Source organism: Algoriphagus marinus, from assembly GCF_001936475.1.
GTDB classification, from domain to species: Bacteria; Bacteroidota; Bacteroidia; order Cytophagales; family Cyclobacteriaceae; genus Algoriphagus; species Algoriphagus marinus.
This window is the reverse complement of sequence record NZ_MSPQ01000007.1, coordinates 85,459-105,463: the sequence shown is the minus strand read 5'-3', so window position 1 is coordinate 105,463 and position 20,005 is coordinate 85,459. Positions and strand designations below refer to the sequence as shown.

General features: G+C 38.5%; 16 protein-coding genes. 13 read left to right on the top strand and 3 right to left on the bottom strand.

All coding sequences use genetic code 11. From position 1 onward, the window contains the following. The first annotated feature begins 45 nt into the window (after nucleotides 1–45). Nucleotides 46–996 (top strand): aldo/keto reductase, encoded by a 951-nt coding sequence (locus BVC88_RS12525; protein ID WP_075351047.1) that lies wholly within the window; start codon nucleotides 46–48, stop codon nucleotides 994–996. 35 nt (nucleotides 997–1,031) lie between these two features. Here the strand turns inward: BVC88_RS12525 and trpF are convergent, their stop codons facing one another. Further along, entirely contained in the window at nucleotides 1,032–1,652 is a 621-nt protein-coding gene (gene trpF / locus BVC88_RS12520; RefSeq protein WP_075351046.1) for a phosphoribosylanthranilate isomerase, read from the bottom strand. Between the two features lie 130 nt (nucleotides 1,653–1,782). On the opposite strand from trpF, the gene BVC88_RS12515 reads away from it, so the two are divergent. The 10 genes from BVC88_RS12515 to BVC88_RS12470 all read left to right on the top strand — a co-directional run bounded on the left by BVC88_RS12515 (nucleotide 1,783) and on the right by BVC88_RS12470 (nucleotide 16,027). Beyond that, nucleotides 1,783–2,472, top strand: a complete 690-nt coding sequence (locus tag BVC88_RS12515; protein WP_075351045.1) for a hypothetical protein — start codon at nucleotides 1,783–1,785, stop codon at nucleotides 2,470–2,472. After that, nucleotides 2,459–4,123, top strand: coding sequence for a S8 family serine peptidase (locus tag BVC88_RS12510; RefSeq protein ID WP_075351044.1), 1,665 nt, complete (start codon nucleotides 2,459–2,461; stop codon nucleotides 4,121–4,123). The genes BVC88_RS12515 and BVC88_RS12510 overlap by 14 nt, the downstream gene beginning before the upstream one ends. Before the next feature lie 36 nt (nucleotides 4,124–4,159). Beyond that, nucleotides 4,160–4,822 carry a ribulose-phosphate 3-epimerase gene (gene rpe / locus BVC88_RS12505; protein WP_075351043.1) on the top strand — a complete coding sequence of 221 codons (663 nt, stop codon included), beginning with the start codon at nucleotides 4,160–4,162 and terminating at the stop codon, nucleotides 4,820–4,822. Between the two features lie 109 nt (nucleotides 4,823–4,931). Next, on the top strand, nucleotides 4,932–5,423 hold the full coding sequence (locus BVC88_RS12500) for a hypothetical protein (protein ID WP_075351042.1): 492 nt from the start codon (nucleotides 4,932–4,934) through the stop codon (nucleotides 5,421–5,423). Nucleotides 5,424–5,514: 91 nt separating this feature from the next. Further along, nucleotides 5,515–6,537 carry a hypothetical protein gene (locus BVC88_RS12495; protein ID WP_075351041.1) on the top strand — a complete coding sequence of 341 codons (1,023 nt, stop codon included), beginning with the start codon at nucleotides 5,515–5,517 and terminating at the stop codon, nucleotides 6,535–6,537. Between the two features lie 95 nt (nucleotides 6,538–6,632). After that, nucleotides 6,633–9,176, top strand: coding sequence for a DNA gyrase subunit A (gene gyrA, locus BVC88_RS12490; RefSeq protein WP_075351040.1), 2,544 nt, complete (start codon nucleotides 6,633–6,635; stop codon nucleotides 9,174–9,176). Nucleotides 9,177–9,199: 23 nt separating this feature from the next. After that, nucleotides 9,200–10,414 (top strand): tetratricopeptide repeat protein, encoded by a 1,215-nt coding sequence (locus BVC88_RS12485; protein ID WP_075351039.1) that lies wholly within the window; start codon nucleotides 9,200–9,202, stop codon nucleotides 10,412–10,414. A gap of 129 nt (nucleotides 10,415–10,543) precedes the next feature. Next, a complete protein-coding gene (locus BVC88_RS12480) occupies nucleotides 10,544–11,683 on the top strand; it encodes an acyloxyacyl hydrolase (protein WP_075351038.1) in 1,140 nt (379 codons plus the stop codon). 74 nt (nucleotides 11,684–11,757) lie between these two features. Then, entirely contained in the window at nucleotides 11,758–14,220 is a 2,463-nt protein-coding gene (locus BVC88_RS12475) for a PIG-L family deacetylase (protein WP_075351037.1), read from the top strand. Nucleotides 14,221–14,323: 103 nt separating this feature from the next. Continuing rightward, complete coding sequence (locus BVC88_RS12470; protein ID WP_075351036.1) at nucleotides 14,324–16,027, top strand: sodium:solute symporter; 1,704 nt, start codon at nucleotides 14,324–14,326, stop codon at nucleotides 16,025–16,027. A 142-nt stretch (nucleotides 16,028–16,169) separates the two neighbouring features. On the opposite strand, the gene BVC88_RS12465 is transcribed toward BVC88_RS12470, so the two are convergent. After that, nucleotides 16,170–17,018 (bottom strand): DUF2911 domain-containing protein, encoded by an 849-nt coding sequence (locus BVC88_RS12465; protein ID WP_075351035.1) that lies wholly within the window; start codon nucleotides 17,016–17,018, stop codon nucleotides 16,170–16,172. A 188-nt stretch (nucleotides 17,019–17,206) separates the two neighbouring features. Between BVC88_RS12465 and BVC88_RS12460 the strand changes: the two genes are divergently transcribed. Together BVC88_RS12460 and BVC88_RS12455 are read left to right on the top strand one after the other, a co-directional pair. Continuing rightward, nucleotides 17,207–18,127, top strand: coding sequence for a 2-hydroxyacid dehydrogenase (locus BVC88_RS12460; RefSeq protein ID WP_075351034.1), 921 nt, complete (start codon nucleotides 17,207–17,209; stop codon nucleotides 18,125–18,127). Nucleotides 18,128–18,275: 148 nt separating this feature from the next. Next, on the top strand, nucleotides 18,276–19,118 hold the full coding sequence (locus tag BVC88_RS12455; RefSeq protein ID WP_075351033.1) for a universal stress protein: 843 nt from the start codon (nucleotides 18,276–18,278) through the stop codon (nucleotides 19,116–19,118). 83 nt (nucleotides 19,119–19,201) lie between these two features. On the opposite strand, the gene BVC88_RS12450 is transcribed toward BVC88_RS12455, so the two are convergent. Then, on the bottom strand, nucleotides 19,202–19,888 hold the full coding sequence (locus tag BVC88_RS12450; protein WP_075351032.1) for a tetratricopeptide repeat protein: 687 nt from the start codon (nucleotides 19,886–19,888) through the stop codon (nucleotides 19,202–19,204). Between the last annotated feature and the right edge of the window lie 117 nt (nucleotides 19,889–20,005).

The window sequence follows — 20,005 nt, the reverse complement described above, 5'->3', positions numbered from 1 at the left end:
GACATATTTAACTTTTGAGGCTTTACCTAAATAAACTTTACCAAAATGAAACATTTAACATTTAAAAACGGAGATCAGATTCCAATCCTTGGATTGGGAACTTGGAAAAGTAATCCTGGAGAAGTTAGAAAAGCAATAGTTTGGGCGATTGAGGCCGGATATAGACATATTGATTGCGCGGCAATCTATCAAAATGAAAAAGAAGTTGGCCAGGGGATCGCTGATGCAATTGAAGCGGGGCTTGTAAAGCGCAAGGATCTTTTTATCACCTCCAAACTTTGGAACAATGCCCATCGTCACGAGGACGTTTTGCCAGCAATCCAAAAGACACTTTCAGATTTGAGATTAGATTACCTGGATCTTTATTTGATCCATTGGCCTTTGGCTTTTAAGTCAGGGGTTTCCTTTGCCCAAAAAAGGGAGGAATTCTTTACTTATTTAGATGTGCCTTTGACTCAAACTTGGGAAGCAATGCAAGACCTTAAAGTCAAAGGATTAGCGAAGCACATCGGAGTTTCTAATTTCAATCAAAATAAGTTGAAAGAAATTATGGGAATAGGAGGGCAGCACCCGGAAATGAACCAAGTGGAGATGCATCCATTCTTACCACAAGAAGGTTTGGTTAATTTTTGTTTGGAGCATGGAATATTGATGACGGCTTATTCTCCATTGGGATCACCTGATTCTCGAAACGAAAAGCATGTCGAAGATCCAAAACTTTTGACTAATCCTATCGTGAAGGAAGTTGCATCAAAACACGGTGTCACCGAAGGTCAAGTTCTTATTGCTTGGTCTATTGCCAGAGAAATAGCAGTAATTCCAAAGTCCACCAATGAAGGAAGAATTAAGGAGAATTTTGAGGCTTCAAAAATTCAGCTTGATGATCATGATATGATGGAACTACGGGATATAGGAGTGAGCCATCGATTTGTAGATGGTACATTTTTTACCGGCACAAATAGTCCCTATAAGTTATCTGATCTATGGGATAGTTAAAAAAATGGCTGTTGGAGTATTCCAACAGCCATTTTTCATTCCTCTACTTCTAAAGCCTCAAGGATATCGGCCAGTTCGTTGAAGTCTTTCAAACCTGGTTTTATTTCATCCCCTCCAGTCAGAGCAATTCCTTTTAGATTCAATTCTTTTACAAGGGTACTGACATTTTTAGCAGAAATGTCTGCTCCTAAAATGACTTTGCAATAAGTGCTTAATTTTTTCACAGCTTCTAGATCATCTTTACTTAAATGTTGATCCTTTGAGGTGACATGAAAAATAATTCCTGATTCAGAAAGCTTCTCCGCAACATCCTGCTCCATTCGATAGACCTCTTCCAAATTCATTTTGTAGATTAATCTAAAGCCTCTTCCTTCAAACGAAAGCAAAGGATCTAATCTATCATGTTCTATCCATTTGATTTCCGGATATTCTTTGAGAGTATCTAAAATCTGAGATTCAGTATAGGTTTCAAATTCCCCGACAAATTCAACTCCTGAAATCCAGCCTGTTATTTCCTTGAATTGGGTAGGGCTTACATATCGATCGGCATCTTTTTCTAGGGAAAAACCTAATAAGTCTACATACATCCCTGCACAATATCTTGCGTCACTGAGATTGGTAATTCCGCTTATTTTTACAAAAGTACTTAAAGCCATGGGTTCTTAATTTTTGGAGATACGAAGGTAGCCAAGATGATTTAATAGAAAAAAGTGAAAGCACTATATCAATGAACAGTCAAAAGATTTATTAATCAAAAACTAGTATTTTTGGGCATATTATAGATTTATGAGAAAGCATTTGGGCTTTATTTCATTCGTTGCTCTAATCTTTTTTTCTTCTTGTGAGCGAGAAGTAGAGGAATCCATTATTGACATAGGATATGATTTCCAACCCTTGGGTGTTGGTAATTTTTGGATCTATGAAGTAGATCAGACAATTTATTTTGGGGAGAATGATTCTGAGCAGGAATTTTTCTTTTACCGCGATCACATTAGAACTTTATATCTGAATGAAGCAAAGGAGCAGGTATTTATAGTGGAGCGCTTTAAATCCAGCGATAAACAAACGTGGGTGTTAGAAAAAGAGTATACCCTTATTCTAAGGGATTTAACTCTAATCAAAACGGTAGATAATCAACCGCTGGTTTCCTTTGTTTTCCCCCCAAAAATTGGGAGAGTTTGGAATGGTAATATTTACAGAAATGAAATTAGAGATGACTTTGAGATAGATACAGAGCAAAGTGGACCTGCTAATGGGATAGATTTTGAAATTGGATATAGGGTTCTGCAGGAAGATAGTGATGATAAAATTACATTCAGAGATATACGCTATGAGTACTATGCAAAAGGCATTGGCATGACAGAATACTTCTCTGAAGTTTTAACATATTGCTCCAGAAATGATTGTCTTGGAGATGAAATAATTGATTCTGGATATAAAATTCAGATGAATCTGATTGAATATGGCAATGATTAAGCGAACATTATTTTTACTGTTTTTTTGTAGTCTTGGGCTTAATTTATTTGCTCAGGACAGGTATGCTGTATTTTACAAATTTAAACCGCAGACAAGTCTTTCCTTGGAACGACCTGAGGAGTTTTTGTCTCAAAAGGCACTAAACAGAAGAGCTAAAGAAGGGGTTCAGGCAGATAGTTTGGATTTACCTGTAGCTAAAAAATACGAGGATAAGATACTAGGGCTCTCTAATTATATATTATACTCCAGCAAATGGTTTAATGCCACTATCGCGGTCACCGATGAAGCTGGAGCAATAGAAATGGCAAGTCTGCCTTTTGTGGAAAAAGTAGAGCTAGTCGGAAGAAGTTTCATCCCAAGTCCAAATGCACGGCTTCAAAAAAATCCTTCTGTCTCGATCCGTCATAAGTTTGATCCTCCTATTGGAGAAAATCAACGTAGTCTTGCGGCACAGGAAAATTCTTATGATTTCCAGAATGAACTTTTGGGAATCAATCAAATGCTGGAAGAAGGCTACAGCGGCGAAGGAATTACAATAGCTGTTTTTGATGCTGGTTTTCCTGGCGTTAATACTTCTTCTGCATTGTCACATTTGGAGACAAATAATCAGATTCTTGCAAAGAGAGATTTCGTAAGACCATGGAATACTGATGTATATCAGAACAACCAACATGGGACAAATGTACTTTCTCTTATTGCCTCCAAAGATCCGAACGTACTTCTAGCCGGTGCTCCTGATGCAAATTATATCCTGGTGATGACTGAAGAAGTAGCAACAGAATATCGTGTGGAGGAATTTAATTGGGTCAGAGGTGCCGAGTTTGCTGATAGTCTTGGGGTGGATATAATTTCCAGTTCTGTAGGTTATTGGGATTTTGATGATTCTGCCATGAATTATACTGTGGCAGATTTGGATGGTGAGACCACTGTGATAACCAAGGGTGCTACAATCGCTGCTTCAAAAGGAATATTGGTAATAAACAGTTCTGGAAACTATGGATCAGGAGAGTCTTCACTTGTTGCTCCCGCGGATGCCCGAGGAATATTAGCCATTGGCGCTGTTAATAAAGATCTTTCAGTTTCAGCTTTCAGCTCTCGAGGACCGACTGGAGACGGGAGAATCAAGCCGGATTTGGCAACCTTCGGGAATGGGGTGGCATTAGTCCGTTTCAACGGAAGCGTAGGTTTTGCAAACGGAACTTCGTTTTCAGCCCCTCAAATTACGGCATTAGCAGCCGGACTTTGGCAGGCGGAACCTAAATGGACTAAAGACAAATTGATACAGAGATTATTGGAGAGTGGAACCCAAGCTGATAACCCAGATAATTTAATTGGTTTTGGAATTCCAAATTTTAGGGATGCCCTATATGGAGAAATCCTTTCAGTCGAAGAAAACCGAGAAGAAACTCTCTGGAAAGTCTATCCAAATCCATTGGTAAGTGATCAGCTTCAGATTTTCTTTGGTACAAGTACATCCAGTGAATTCACTCTGCTTGATATGAATGGTCGTCAATTGATAAAGTCTAATTTAAACCGATACAGTATAAAGGATCCTTATCAAATTACACTTGAAGGCATAAATCAAGGGATTTATTTGATTCAAATGCAGGATGGTCAGCAAATCAAACATGCCAAGCTTTATCGACATTAATCTATTTACCTAATTTTATTTAATCCATAATTAACCATGTACCCATCGATTGCTCCTTCTATTTTAGCTGCAGATTTTGCCAATTTACAGTCTGAAGTAAAAATGCTAAATAACTCCAAAGCAGACTTTATTCATGTGGATATTATGGATGGGGTGTTTGTTCCAAATATTTCTTTTGGGATTCCAGTCACTGAGGCAATTTACAAACATGCCCAAAAGCCATTGGACGTACACTTAATGATTGTGGAGCCAGATAAGTATTTGGAAGCATTTCGAAAAGCAGGAGCAGAAGTGATTTCAGTTCATTATGAGGCCTGTCCACATTTACATCGAACCCTTCAAGCGATCCATTTACTTGGTGCAAAGGCTGGTGTAGCAATCAATCCCCACACACCAATTGAATTGCTTAGCGAAGTGATTGCAGATATCGATGTGGTTTGTGTGATGTCTGTAAACCCTGGATTTGGAGGACAAAAATTTATAGAAAACACCTATTCTAAAATCGATCGTCTTAAGGAATTGATACTTTCAAAAAACTCGAAGGCACAAATCGAAATCGATGGAGGAGTGAATGCTCAAAATGCTCCGAAATTGATCGAACGAGGAGCAGATATTTTAGTAGCCGGCAGCTTTGTTTTTAATTCGGATGATCCAATTAAAACAATTGCTGATTTGAAGTCAATCCGGACAAAAGACTAATATCGGTTGCCATTTATCATAAATTAACTTAATAACCCCGAAGAATCCTTGATTTTTCGGGGTTTGGTTTTTTTATTGCAAATTGATAATCAACTATAAATAGAAGAATATGAAAAAATTGATGCTTTTCGGAATGTTTTTTTCCATGATGGGATTGGTAGCTTATGCACAAGATGATGCTGTTACAGATGAAGAACTTGCAAAGTTTGCTAACGTTGAAGTAATGACATCTAACTATGTGGATGCAAAAACAGAGGAATTAAGAAATATGATTCTTAATAATGAAAATATTGATGGAGGCGCTAGATATAATGAGATCAAAGCTGCTTGGGGAGATGAAGCAAAAATGGCTGAAGCAAATATTACTGATGCTGAAAAAGCAGCATATCAAGCGGTTCAGGATTTTCAGGATTCCCTTCAGGAAAGTGTAAAAGAATATAAAACTGAGCTGATCATGGATGATACCATTCTTGGTGCTGGTACTTACAATAAAGTCAATGGTGCCATCAAGGAAGATCCTGCACTAAAAGCAAAGCTTGATGCAATGATTGATGCTCAGAAAGCTAAAGAAGCTGCTGAGAAAGCTGAAGATGGAAAGTAAACTCAAATTGAATTTTATATGAAAGCCTCCTAGTCGGGAGGCTTTTTTTATATTTACACACCAAAACATTTTACTGCTTCGTTAGAAAAATATGACTGCTAAAAAAATATTCACCAGTGTTCTTTTTTCATTTATCATTTTGGTAGCTCAGGCTCAAGAGGAAGATATTTTTGGCATCTCAAATAAAGCGAAAAACCCAAAAAGCGAATCAGGAATAGGAAATGCAGCTCGAAATATAGTGGAGATGTTTGCGATTGAGCTTTCCACCGGAGCAGGATATCATCAATTTGGAACAAGTTTTTACTCAGAAAATCCGTCACTGTATCCATTGAATCAAATTCAGAATTTTGATACTCCTTTGGAAATTACTGAGGAAAGTCCTTTGAAAATGAAAGGTGAAGATTGGACGTTTCCAGTTTTCAATGCAGGGGTAAGAATCAATCTTTTTAATCTATTGACTATCGGAGGAGGTTATGGACAAGAGTGGGGGAATTATCAAAACATGACTGGAGGGGATTTTGAATTTCCTTTTGAGGGTAGTTCATATCAAATAAGTAAACTTTATGGGACTGTTGGTTTAGTGCTTTATGATGCTAATCGAAGAAGGAGTTTTTTAAAGTGGAAGTATAGAAGATATGCGTCTTCGAACTTTTATATGCAGTCAGAAATGAAGCAACGAGCAAAACAAATTTACCCTTGGAGATTTATTTTGGAAGGAGAATTTGGTCAATTAAATTTAAAAAAATCCTACGATCCAGCCTTAGATATTTCCAATCAACCCCCATACAGCCCAAGATTGGCTGTAGCAGATGAGCCTTATTATGGTTTGGCTTTGCGGATAGAAAGGGATTTTTCAGAGTATACTAAGCTGTTTATAAAAGGAGGCGCAGAGTTTAGGAAATTCACCTATGCAGCATCCGACTTCTCTGAATTTCAAAACGTTGACCAGACACTCTACGCTATGCAAGTTGGATTTGCTATTCGTTTGCCGGGCACTAAGCGATGCAAGATTGCCGGTTGTGGGGTAGTGATGAAACATTCCCATAATGGGATAGAGGTTCGGGGAAGTTCAATTTTTAGACTTCAGAATCGAAAAATCGGCCAGTGGTATTAAGATCTTCAATCTGTTTTTAGTGATTTGATTCTCTTTTCAAAACCAGTCTGTTTTTACTATCTTGCAGCCTTAATCATCCCCGTGAATAGCATTATATGGCTCAAGGAGAAAACGAGAATATTATCCTAATAAATATTGAAGACGAAATGCGAGGAGCTTACATCGATTATTCGATGTCAGTTATTGTTTCAAGAGCTCTTCCTGATGTCCGAGACGGACTAAAACCAGTTCACCGCAGAATCCTGTTTGGAATGCAAGAATTGGGTGTATTACATAACAAACCTCATAAAAAGTCTGCCAGAATAGTCGGTGAAGTACTTGGTAAGTATCACCCGCATGGTGACTCGGCCGTTTACGACACAATGGTTCGAATGGCGCAGCCTTGGTCACTGAGATATCCTTTGGTGGATGGGCAGGGTAACTTTGGCTCAGTCGATGGAGATAATCCTGCAGCAATGCGTTATACAGAAGCCAGACTCAAGCGAATTGCCGAGGAGCTTTTGATAGATATCAATAAAGAAACTGTTGATTTCCAATTTAATTTTGATGATTCGTTAAAAGAGCCAGTAGTTTTACCAGCTAAGGTACCTGCTTTGCTCTTGAATGGAGCTTCTGGTATTGCAGTAGGTATGGCTACCAACATGGCTCCTCATAATCTTGGGGAGGTAATTAATGGAATCATAGCTTATATCGAAAATAGAGATATTACTATTCCTGAGTTGATGGAACATATCATTGCTCCAGATTTCCCAACAGGTGGTATTATATATGGTTATAATGGTGTAAAAGCTGCTTTCGAAACTGGTCGCGGTAGAGTTGTCATTCGAGGAAAAGCAAACATCGAAACCAAAGATGGTGGAAATAAGGAGATGATTGTCATCACTGAAATTCCATATATGGTCAACAAAGCCAACATGGTCGAAAAGACTGCGCAGTTGATCAATGAGAAAAAGATAGAAGGAATTTCCGCTATTCGTGATGAATCAGATCGATCGGGAATGCGAGTGGTTTATGAGCTGAAGCGTGATGCAATATCAAGTGTGGTTCTGAATAACCTCTATAAACATACTGCCCTTCAAACTTCTTTCTCAGTGAATAATGTAGCCTTGGTAAAAGGCAGACCTTATACACTCAACCTTAAGGATCTGATTGTTCACTACGTCAGCCATAGACATGAGGTAGTTGTCCGGAGAACTGAATATGAACTGAAGGAAGCTGAAAAAAGAGCTCATATATTACAGGGTTACCTGATTGCTTTAGATCATTTGGATGAGGTGATTTCTTTGATCAGAAGTTCTGCTGATCCAGAAACCGCCAGAAACGGATTAATTGAGCGATTTGAACTTAGTGAAATCCAAGCTAGAGCGATTCTCGATATGAGATTGCAGCGATTGACTGGAATGGAGCGAGACAAAATCCTTCAGGAGTTTAAAGAGATTATGGCTTTAATCGACGAATTGAAAGAAATTCTGGCCAGCGAGGACAAGCGAATGGAGATCATTAAGACTGAACTCGCCGAAATGAGAGATCGGTACGCAGATGATCGAAGAACTGAAATTGAGCACAATGCAGAAGATTTCAGCTACGAGGATATGATTCCAAATGAAGAAGTGGTAATTACCGTTTCTAACGAAGGATATGTGAAGCGTACAGCTTTAACTGAATACAAAACTCAAGGTAGAGGAGGAGTTGGTTCAAAAGGAGTAAGTACCAAGCAAGATGATTTTACTGAGTATTTATTTACTGCCTCTACACACAATTACCTCTTAATTTTCACAGATAAGGGGAAATTATTCTGGCTGAAAACTTATGCGATTCCAGAGGGAGGAAAAACTTCCAAGGGAAGGCCAATTCAAAATCTTATCAGTATAGAGCAAGAGGACCGAATCAGAGCAATTATTCAGGTAGAAAATTTCAATGATGTGGACTACTTGAATAATCACTTCTTGGTAATGGTTACTAAGCAGGGAATTATCAAAAAGACTACGCTTGAGCAATATAGTAGACCTCGAACGAATGGTATCATCGCCTTGAATATTCGTGAAGATGATCAGTTGGTGAACGTGAGTATGACAAATGGGGATCAGCATATTGTTATCGCGGCTAAATCAGGTAGAGCAATCCACTTCCATGAATCTGCTGTAAGGCCGATGGGAAGAACTGCAACTGGTGTGAAAGCAATTAAGTTAAATGATGATAACGACTATGTGATTGGCATGGTATGTGCATCTGAGGAAAATGCAACCCTACTAGTAGTATCAGAAAAAGGATATGGAAAGCGGTCCAACCTCGATGAATATCGAATCACCAACAGAGGAGGGAAAGGCGTAAAAGCAATGAGCGTCACCGAAAAAACCGGTAAACTTGTAGCAATTAAAGAAGTGATTGATTCAGATGATTTGATGATTATCAATAAGTCAGGAATCACAATCAGAATGGCTGTAGATACCCTTCGTGTGATGGGTAGAGCAACTCAAGGAGTTCGACTTATTAAAATTGGAGAAAATGATGAGATATCATCTGTAGCAAAAATATCCAAAGAAGAGGAGGAAGAAGTTATCGATGAAGAGATCACAGATCAAAACACCGAGGAAAGCAATGACTCTTCAGATGATCAATCAATAGAAACAAACGAATAACCAAAAAAAGAAAAATCTAAAAAATGAAGAAGCTAATTCTATCAATGGCCTTGATCGGTGCAACGACTCTGGCTTTTGGACAAAAAAAAGTGGTTCGATCTGCTGAGAAGAACTTCAAATCAGGAGACTTGGCTGCTGCTATGAGCGATATTGAAGCAGCAACTGCTGATCCTGAGACAAGTTCAGATCCTGCAACTTACCTTTTGAAAGCAAAAATCCAAACCAAGATGTTTGGCTCTGATTCCACGAATACTGAGAAAACTCTTGAAGTAGGTAAAGCTGCCTTAGGAACTTATCTGGAAGCATTTGAAATGGCAGGATCAGATAAAACAGCTGGAGTAGGTGAAGAAGTATATGAAGCCGACATGGTTGGCGTTCCTGATAACTTGAGACCATACTCTATCGAAACTTTGAAAAATACCGCTTTTGATAAAGCGATCGATCGATACAATGAGAATGATCTTGAAATGGCTTATAGCTTTTTTGATCTTGCTGGGGAAGTTGATTTGACAGATACAACAATTCATTATAATGCAGGCTTTTTGGCCAACGATCTAGGGATGTATGAGGAAGCGAAACGTCATTACAAATATCTTCTAGAAATTGATGGATATAATAAGCTTAATGCTTATTACTCTCTTGTGCAAATCCAAAGTGGACAGGATAAAGATCCAGAAGCAGCTTATGAAACTATAATGGCTGGTAGAAAAGATTATCCTGAAGATAAAATTCTTGCAGAATATGAAATTCAATTATTGCTTCAGTTGAATAAAATGGATGAGGCAATGGCCCAAATCCAAGAAGCACTAAAGAATGATCCAAATAACGCATCGATCTTATTGAGATCTGGTTACTTGAAAGAGCAGTCTGGAGATATTGAGGGAGGTTTGGCTGATTATAAAAAAGCGGTTGAAGTTGATCCGGATTATTTCGAAGGAAATTATTACACTGGAGCACTTTTACTAGAGGAATCAGTTAAAATGCTTAATACGCTTAATGATCTTTCAGATGCTGAATGGGAAGTTCAATCTCCTATAGTAGGAAAGAAAGCAGATGAGAATTATAAAGAAGCTGTAAAGTATTTTGAGAAGGCATTGGAAATTAGACCTGATAATACTGAAATCATGGCGATCCTTTTCCAGATTAACACTCGTCTTAAAAATACAGCAGAAGCTGAAAAATACAACAAGATGCTAATCGAGTTAAAAGGTCCAAATTGGATGGAAGACGGAGAGTAATCTTCACTATAAAAAAATAAAGAAAGCCGCTTCCGAAGCGGCTTTCTTTATTTTATACCCACTTTATGTTCAATTATTAAGTCTTCTTCTTAGCTTTTTCTATTTTTACAAGAACTTAGAAAGTAATCCATGTATCGCTGTAGAGTTTGTTTTATTATATCTCTTTTTGTAGCATGCCTCAGTCTAAATGCAAATGCACAAGTCAGATTTCAAAAATCTCTGAGTGTTTCTTTCGAAACTGGTCCATTGATAAGTAATGGCAAAGATTGGGCTGACGAGATTAAGAATAGTGTAGCATACAGAGGAATTGATGTCCGTTTGGGATGGAGAAATCTCTCCAACAACCACATAAATCATCTTCACCGATATCCCACTTTTGGATTGGGTTTTACTTCCTCGGTTTATTATTTTCCTGAAATTGGCCGTCCTCAGGCTTTTTACGGCTTTTTTGAAATACCTTTTTCCCATAAAGGAAACCTGCGAAAATTTCAAATGGGATATTTTTCACAAATCGGAATTGGCTATAATCTTAATCCATACGATTCAATTTCCAATCCACTAAATCAATACATAGGGTCTAATCTGAATGCATTTATCCATTTTGGAATTAAGGCGGATTATCGCTTGAGTGATCGAGTACAACTGTTTGCCTCGGGCGGGTTGAAGCATTATTCAAATGGCTCTACAAAGAAGCCAAATGCCGGTATCAATCTAGCTCCGTTAGCTATTGGTATCCGAACTAATCTTGGAGAAATCCAAAAAATCCCATCGGACACACCATTTTATCCTGATCTGGAAAAAAGAGGATTTTGGAATTTTGCACTTTATACGGGTTTTAAAAATTACGATATCGGAAAATCAGCCTATTTCAGAGGAGGTTTAGGTTTCAATTACTTGTGGGAACTCAATTATAAATTCAGAATAGGACTTGGTGCAGACTTTTTTTACGCATCTGGTATGGCCGACCGTTTTCCGGAAGGTGATTTCAACTTCAAGGACAAAACTTCAGTTGCTGTAGTTGCCTCGGGAGAATGGAAACTGACTGATAAACTTTTTATGCCAATGGGCGTGGGTGTTTACCTTTATCGGAATGAAGCTAACCAAGAGGTTTCTGGCTTTTATGAGCGAATAGGATTCCGATATCGGTTCATGAACCAGTTTTCTGCTGGCCTCCAAATAAAAGCACATAAAGCAAAGGCAGATTTTTTTGAATTTACGCTAGGCTATACTATTCTCGGAAAAGTAAAATACACTACCCCAAATAGGTAAGTAATCCATTAATCAAATTATATTTTTTTTTACTGGATGCAAATACTAGCTTGCTCTTCAATTTTGGCCCTTTTATGACTAAAAATATTCAATTCCTAAGCTTTCTTACCGTTTGCTTACTCTTTGTAAACTTCCTTTCGTTCAGTCAGTCCATTCCTTCTTCGGAGCTTTATCATAGACTTTTGAGACTTCAGGAGACGAAAAGGATTTTATATGTTGCGGCACATCCTGATGACGAAAACACCAGATTAATAGCTTACCTAGCAAATGGCCTTCACAGCGAAGTGGCCTATTTGAGCCTTACCAGAGGAGATGGGGGACAAAATCTCATTGGAAAAGAATTGGGTATCGGTTTGGGTCAAATTCGTACTCAAGAATTGCTAAAAGCCAGGGAAACCGATGGAGGCAGGCAATATTTTACCCGTGCAAAGGATTTTGGTTATTCCAAAAACCCTGATGAAACACTACAAAACTGGGATAAGGAAAAAGTTTTGAGTGATGTGGTTTGGGTGATTCGAAAGTTTCAGCCTGATATAATCATTACCAGATTTAATACGATACCCGGTGTCACACACGGACATCACACTACCTCTGCAATTTTAGCTGGTGAAGCGTTCGATTTGGCCGGAGACCCTACAGCTTTCCCGGACCAATTGAAATATGTAACCGCATGGCAGCCAAAGCGGATCTTTTGGAATTCATACAATTTTGGGGGAGAGTTTAAGGAAGATCCAAATGAAGTCTATGATGTTTTTGAAACTGGAGAATTCAATCCTCTTTTGGGTGAAACTTATAGTCAAATCGCTGCGGATAGCCGAACGATGCATAAGTCACAGGGTTTTGGAGCTACTGCCGGAATCGGTGCAGCACAGGATCATATTCAATTTATTAAGGGAGAGCCGTTTCAAAACTCTGCCTTTGATGGAGTAAAAGATAGATGGTCGGAAGTGGAAGGTGGGAAGGAAATTGAAGCAATGATTCAAAGTTTAATTGAAAAATTCGATTTTATAAACCCAGTAATTAATCTGAAATCGCTGATGCAAATCCGATCTGAACTTTCAGCACTTAATTCCAAAGCTGTCTGGATTGCTGAAAAAATACAGAAAATCGACGAGTTGATTTATGAAGTGTTGGGATTGGAAATAGAGTTTGTAACTAGGCAGGAGCTAGGCTTTTCGGGAGAACAAATAAAAGCAACGCTGCTCGTAAATAATCCTTCTCCAGTTTTGCTGAGGGATATTTCACTACAGCTTCATGATACTTATTTCACAGCTTCGAACAAGGAAGCCTCGAATAATGAACCAATCCAGATTCCAGTTGAATTTCAATTAGCTGAAGCTACTCCCTTGTCGCAGCCATATTGGCTAGTTAATCCTAATGAAGACGCCATTTACGATGTACGAGATCAAACGATGATTGGTAAGCCTTTCAATGATTTAAAATTTGGAGGAGACTTGAGTTTTAAGATTGATGGGCAGGAATTCAAAACAGTTATTCCCCTTTTGTTTAAATACAATGATCAGGTAGATGGAGAAATAAAACAACCTTTTACAATAGTACCAGAAGTTGATTTAACCCTATCAAAGGAAACTGTTTTTCTTATTCCTGGATCAGATCCTAAGTTGAAAGTGACTGTTCATTTCAAAAACCAATTTATCGATGGAGGCTTGGATTTTATAAATCTGCCAGCAGATCAATATAAGATTTTGACTATTACGGATAATGCGTTTTTGAAAGAGCGAGTATATGAGGTGGAGTTTGTTCCCAATGGAAATGGATTAAAAGAAATCACCGCTCGATATGTGACAAGCCAAGGCAAAACTTTTGATCAGATCACCAACCGAATTCTCTATAAACACATTCCAAATTTGACTTATTTTCAACCTGCCACAATTCGACTGATTCAGGAGGACTGGAAAGTTTCAGGAGCAAAAGTGGGTTATATTCCAGGCGCGGGTGACGATATTCCCGGAGTTTTGACTTCGCTGGGTTATCAGGTAGAGGAGATAGGAGAAGCGGACTATTCTGTAGAAAAGCTCAATCAATACAAGGCTATTGTGGTCGGTATTCGTGCTTACAATACCAATGAGACGCTAGCTTCTAATCAACAAGTCTTGATGGGGTATGTTAGATCAGGAGGTAATCTAGTGGTTCAATATAATACCAGTTCGCCTTTGCTTACTAATCAACTTGGACCTTATCCATTTGTACTCAGCCGAACAAGAGTGGCCGTGCAGGAAGCTCCAATAACATCTGACTGGGATTCTCCGATTCTAACTACTCCCAACAAAATTGAAGAGTCGGATTTTGAGGGCTGGGTACAGGAGCGAGGTCTATACTTTGTTGGTCAAATGGATGAGAAATATCAAACGCCATTTACCATGAATGATCCTGAAGAAGATCCAAGCAAGGGTGCGCTGATTTATACCAAATACGGAGAAGGAACTTATACTTACACTGGAATTTCATTTTTTAGGCAATTGCCGGCGGGAGTTCCGGGAGCGATTAAATTATTCATCAATCTGATTGAACAATAATCATGGAGGAAAAACAAATTCGTTGGAAGTATTTCTATATAGGTTTATTACTGACTTTGGTGGTTTTGATTGCTTTATTTTATTGGCTTAAAGTAGCTTATTCATGAGCAATTTAGATTGGATTGTACTGTTTGGTACACTCATTACTATTGCGGCTTATGGAGTTTATAAAACCTACGGGCCGAAAGACTTAGACTCTTATCTCAGGGGCAAAAACTCCATGAACTGGTGGACGATCGGCTTGTCTATCATGGCAACCCAAGCTTCAGCTATTACATTTCTTAGTACTCCGGGTCAGGCCTATGAGGATGGAATGCGATTCATTCAGTTCTATTTTGGACTTCCACTGGCAATGATTATTATTTCTGTCAGCTTTATTCCAATTTATTATAAACTCAAAGTTTACACGGCGTACGAGTTTCTCGAAAATCGATTTGATCTAAAAACCCGAACACTGGCAGCTTTACTTTTCATCACCCAAAGAGGATTGGCAGCAGGGATTACGATTTATGCACCCGCGATTATTCTATCTACCTTATTGGGATGGAATCTCACGCTGACGAATATTGTGATCGGAGCTGTTGTGATTATTTACACAGTTTCAGGCGGTACTGAGGCTGTTTCCATTACGCAAAAGCAACAAATGGCAGTGATGATGGGCGGGATGATCCTAGCTGGAATTATCGTGATTCAAATGCTTCCGATCTCTTTTCAGGAAGCACTTCACGTAGCCGGCAAAATGGATAAGCTCAACATGGTAAATTTTGAGTTTGACCTCGCCGATCGATACAATGTCTGGTCTGGAATGACCGCAGCGGTGTTTTTGTTTCTTTCCTATTTTGGAACGGATCAAAGCCAAGTACAACGCTACCTATCAGGTCAAACACTCTCCCAAAGTCGGATGGGGTTGATTATGAATGGATTTTTGAAAATCCCAATGCAGTTTGTGATTCTATTCATCGGTGTGATGGTCTTTGTGTTTTACCAGTTCTTTTTGCCTCCTGTGGTATTCAATAAAGTACAGACAGATAATTTACGCCAAAGTGAATATGCAGGTGAGTTTGAAGACTTAGAAAAGAAATACGAAGCGAATTTTGAATCAAGTAAAAGTTCCTATTTGGAGCTTTTGGATGCCATAGATAAAAAAGATGAGCCAAGGGAAACCCAGCTTCAGCAGCAAATCAAAACCCTGAAGTCCGAGCAAAATGAAATACGTGACGAAGTGAAATCACTGATTGTGGCAAACGACCCTGTTGCAGAAACCCGAGATACAGATTACGTTTTTATGCGTTTTGTGATGGATAACCTTCCGGAGGGAATCATCGGTTTATTGTTTGCTGTGATTTTTTCAGCGGCGATGTCTTCTACTGCCTCCGAATTGAATGCCTTAGGCTCAACTACTACTGTGGATTTGTATAAACGATCCATTAAAAAAGAGGGGAGTGATCATCATTATTTAATTTCCTCAAAATTATTCACTGCTTTCTGGGGACTCGGGGCAATTCTCTTTGCGACCTATGCTTCACTTTTTGAAAACCTTATTCAAGCGGTAAATCTTCTCGGGTCCTTATTTTATGGCACTATATTGGGGATTTTTATGGTTGGATTTTTTATAAAATGGGTCAAAGGAAGAGCAGTTTTCATTGCAGCTTTACTTTCTGAATTATTAATTCTTTTTATCCATTTTAGGAATGGCGTTGGGCTTTTTGGCTTTGTTTGGGATATAGGATTCCTTTGGTATAATGCGATCGGATGTATTGCTGTGATGCTGATTGGAATGATTATTCAGAAGTTGAATATTAAATAACCAACCAAAAAAAGAGAAAAATAACCATTTGATTTAAGTGGAAATCAATTTAGAATCACTCCATTTATTGTGAACTAAAAAAGGTCTGCGCATGCACAGACCTTTTTTGCTCAAAAATAAATCAAGGTTTAATCAAACAAGTTTACTTCAATGATTTGATCAATCGCTCATTCAAGCCAACGTAATCTGGATTCCCTGCTTCTTTAGCCATTTTCATAGATTGGTTTGCAGATTCAATTGCTTCTGACTTCATGCCAAGAGTAGCTTCAATTTTAGCTTTCAAGTGCATTGTCCAATACTTACTGTCACTTTCTACAGATTGACTGATCCAACGATAAGCTTGTTGCATGTCCTTCTGATTAGTGTAGTAGTAATTGGCAGCGGAGTAAAGTAAACCCGGATTGTCAGTTTCTGCCTCAATGACTAATTCTTTGATTTGAGCCATCACGATCGGATCTACATCTGTTTCGATACGGAAATTTACCCGTGTGTTTTCCCATTTGATCGAGAGATCTGCACCCGTATCGGTCATATCTGCGAAAGTGATTTCCATGGTTTCATACTTTCTGCTCAGTTTCGCAGGAGTAGCCTTGAAACGCATCAAGTCTTCTTCAGCATTGTAACCAATCGCTCCCCAAAGTTTTGTGTTTTTGGATAGTATGATGGTCCATTCTGATTTATCTGGGATAGCATACAAAGCATATTGACCTGCTGGTACATTTTTTCCGTCAATTATCACATCTGTGGAGAAGGTCAGAACCGTTGCTCCATTGGCACCTGTTCTCCATACTTGACCAAAGGGAACTAGTTCCCCAAAGATTTTTCTTCCTTTTGTACTGGGTCTGCTGTAGTCCACAGTGACATCTGTCAGCCCCACTTTTTGTGCGATTTTAGCTGAAGGAGAGGCTTGTGGCATTTGGATTTGCTGCGCGAATGCGACTGTTCCAAAAATAAGAAAAGCCAAAATTAGAAATCCTGATTTTTGTTTCATTTGATAGATAAATATGCTGTTTGAAGTAATTGATAACTTTTAGATAATGAAGATTATTTCAAAATCGCCTGCAATTTGGGATATTTTAATGCATTTTTACAGTAGTAATTGGCTTTTTTAATCGAAGGATAGAAGTGAAATCCTGGTTTTTCATTCAACTTTGATTCTAAATATATTTTTAAAATATCATGAGTTTAGCAATAATCAGTCCTGGCAAGAATCCAAATGCTTGGATTAAAGTAATTAATCAATTGAATCCAGATTTGAAGATTCAGGTCTATCCCGACATCTCAGATCCTGAAGAAGTGGAAGTTGCTTTTCTGTGGCAGCATCCTGAGGGCTTGCTTTCCAGCTTTCCCAATCTCAAATTAATCAGTTCCATGGGAGCTGGTGTGGATCATATCCTTCGAGACAAAACCATTTCTCCTGATATTCCTATTGTAAGGATTGTAGATGAAAAATTGACTTGGTCCATGACTAATTATGTGATCATGGCCGTTTTGAATTTTCATCGTCAGATTACGCGATATCAGGCGGACCAAAAGCGGAAAGTTTGGGATATGAGTAATCCTGAAATTGAGGTGAAAGTAGGAGTGATGGGAGTGGGAGCACTGGGTTCAGATGTATTGGAAAAGCTCTCTATGATGGATATACCTGTTTTTGGATATGGGTTTTCAGAAAAAGAGGATTTCCAATTCCCTTATTTTTCAAAAGATCATTTGGATCAATTTCTCAAGGAAATCAATGTGTTGGTTTGTTTGCTTCCCCTCACCAAAGAGACAGAAAATATTCTCAATTTGGATCTTTTTGAAAAATGTAATCCTGGAACTTACCTCATTAATGTGGCAAGAGGAAAGCATTTGGTTGACGAAGATCTGATTATAGCGTTTGAAAAGGGATACCTTTCCGGAGCTATGTTGGATGTGTACCGGGAAGAACCATTGCCAAAGGACCATCCGTTTTGGGAAGAAGATCGGATAACTATGACTCCGCATATTGCAAGCGTAACCAATCCGCGGGCGGCTGCACCTCAATTAATCGAAAACATCGAGCGGATTAAATCAAACAGGGAGTTGTTAAATCTCGTAGATCGAAATAGAGGTTACTAAAATGATATGAAATCGAGCATGACGCAAGCGATACACACTGGTTTGTCCCGAAAGATTTCGGGACAAACCAGCGAGATTCCCCCGAATCAATCCCGATTTATCGGGACGGGGCAGGCTTTATGACAATTGAAAATGAAATTATAATCATATGAAAACTGCTTTCACTATTCTTTGTCCGACTGATTTTTCCGAGTGTTCGCTGAATGCGATCGAATACGCTGCAAAGCTTGGTGAAAAATATAATGCTGATTTAATATTGTTTCATGTGCTCAATAAAACAGACTATGCTAAGCTTTCTCCTTCGGACTATTCAGGTACAAATCAACGAACATTTGTAGAAGAGAAGCTTCAGAATCTCCAGAAAGCCGTTCAGACAGAGAGTCTTGAAAAGGGATTAAAAAGCTGTAGCTATCATTTTATAGAAGGGAAGATCGTAAATGAAACGGTCAGCTTCTCCCAAGAAATCAAAGCTGATCTGATTGTCATTGGGACTGAGGGGATGAATGATCTTCGTGAAAATATCATCGGTTCACGGGCCAGTCGAATCGTGGAGTCTTCCGACCGGGATGTACTTGTGGTGCCAAGAAGGGTGTTTTTTAAACCTCCGAGAAAGATGGTCTATGCTACAGATTACATGGAGGAGGATAAGTTGGCTATTCAGAAAATTGTTGAAATGGCCCGTTTCTTTGATTCGGAAATTGATATGGTACATATCAGTTCTACTCAAAAGGCAATTGATAAATCCCTTCACCTTGTCACTATTGAGGAGATGCAGCCATTTATCAAATACGATAAAGTCAATTTTGTATTGAAATCCTTTCGGAATGATTTGGCTTTAGGATTGGAGAATTATTTGAATGTGGCCAAGGGAGATATGTTGATCACGCTGAGTAAGAAGAAGAGTTTTTTCGATAAGATTTTTTCCAATAACCTCTCAAAAAAAATGGCCTATTTTATCAATAAGCCACTTTGGGTGATTAAGACATTTTAATTCTTCTTTCCGAATTTTAATTAATAATCCGGGTTTATAACTTCCCTTAAATTTATTAGGAAAAGCAACCGTTTGGTAAAGGATCACTTTTTCTTACCCGAGAAAAGATTTTTCAGATAAGTAGAAAACTCCTTTTGAGTTTTCGGATTGCTTGCAACCGATTTTAGAATTTGGACAAAATGTGAAAAAGTCATTTTCTTTTCAACCTCTTGAGTAGCTTCAATTTTGACCTCTTCTTTTGGAGTGGTAGGCTTAGGTTCAGGAGCTTTGTACCCTACAAGATCATCTGCTTTTTTGAAGCTTTTCTTTGCTCTTGCTTGATAGCCAACTTTCTCTTCAACCAGACCCCGGTTATTATAAGCCACGGCATCCTCAGGATCCAGTTCAATGGCCTTATCATAATCTTCAATTGCACCTTCCAAATCCCCAATCCGATCCTTGAAATAGGCTCTGCTGCTGTAGCGATAGGGATTCCCAGGATCCAAATTCGCTGCACGATCAAATTCTGATAGCGCTTCTTCATTTCGCTTTAGCAAATGGAGTACTACCGCTCGATCACTGATAAAATCGGTATTATAGGGTTCTAATTCGACTATTAAATCAAAATCGGAAATTGCTAATTCAGTCTTCCCCAATCTTGAAAGAACTCTTCCCCTATGTAAATGGAGTTGGGCTTGATTGGGATTGGAGCTGATCAAGTCATTAAAAAGGGTTAATGCCTCCTGAAACTTTCCTGCTTTGTAAAATTCTATTGCCTGCTCGAAACTCATCACTGATTTTTTATTTACAAGACAAAATTAACCCCAGAATAGTTTAACAAATAATCTTCTGTGGCTTTTTGCAGGTGAAAGTTTGGGTTTACTATCTTTAAGGCTGAAGAATCCAGA